This is a genomic window from Salicola sp. AFF1 (assembly GCF_056783195.1).
Genome location: NZ_JBXAYL010000126.1, coordinates 1 through 560, shown reverse-complemented (window position 1 = coordinate 560; position 560 = coordinate 1). Strand labels below are relative to the sequence as shown.

The 560-nt window shown below is 58.2% G+C and carries 1 protein-coding gene; it reads left to right on the top strand.

The window, feature by feature from the left end:
• On the top strand, positions 1 to 367 hold a 367-nt coding region (locus tag AC1RQI_RS17030; protein ID WP_481905805.1), incomplete at its 5' end, for an integrase core domain-containing protein.
• Between the last annotated feature and the right edge of the window lie 193 nt (positions 368 to 560).

Sequence of the window (560 nt, the reverse complement as noted above, 5' to 3'; positions counted from 1 at the left end):
TGCTAAGTACCAGCCGGATTACCCAGGGCGATTCGACAGCGTCAGCCACGCCCGACAGTGGTATGAGCAGTATTTTGACTGGTACAACTTCGAACATCATCACAGCGGACTGGGCGGCTACACGCCCGAGCAAGTATTCACTGGCCGCTACCGGGAGCTGGCTGTGACCCGCCAGCAAGCGCTGGATGAGTGCTACGAGGCTCACCCGGAGCGCTTCGTCAAGGGGCGTCCAACCGCATCACAGCCGCCGGAAAAGGTCGCCATTAACCCCATCACGGAGCAGCAGGCGATGGAGGGTGATTGCACCAGTTTGGTCAACATGCCGACCCTGCCGTATGCCCGGCAGAAGCTGGAGGATGTACATTAATTTTTAAAGAACTGTCCAAATCAGGTTGACAGGTTCCGGATCCGTCGCCGGCCTACTGGCGACAGTGGCGTAAGCTGCACACCAAAGTCAGGAATCTGATTAAGCTGGGCGTTCATGTACAGGCCGCAGTGGCGTGTGGCATCACCAGCAAAGGGCCATGGCGCAGCTCCAAAACCCCAGGGATTCAGCAGGC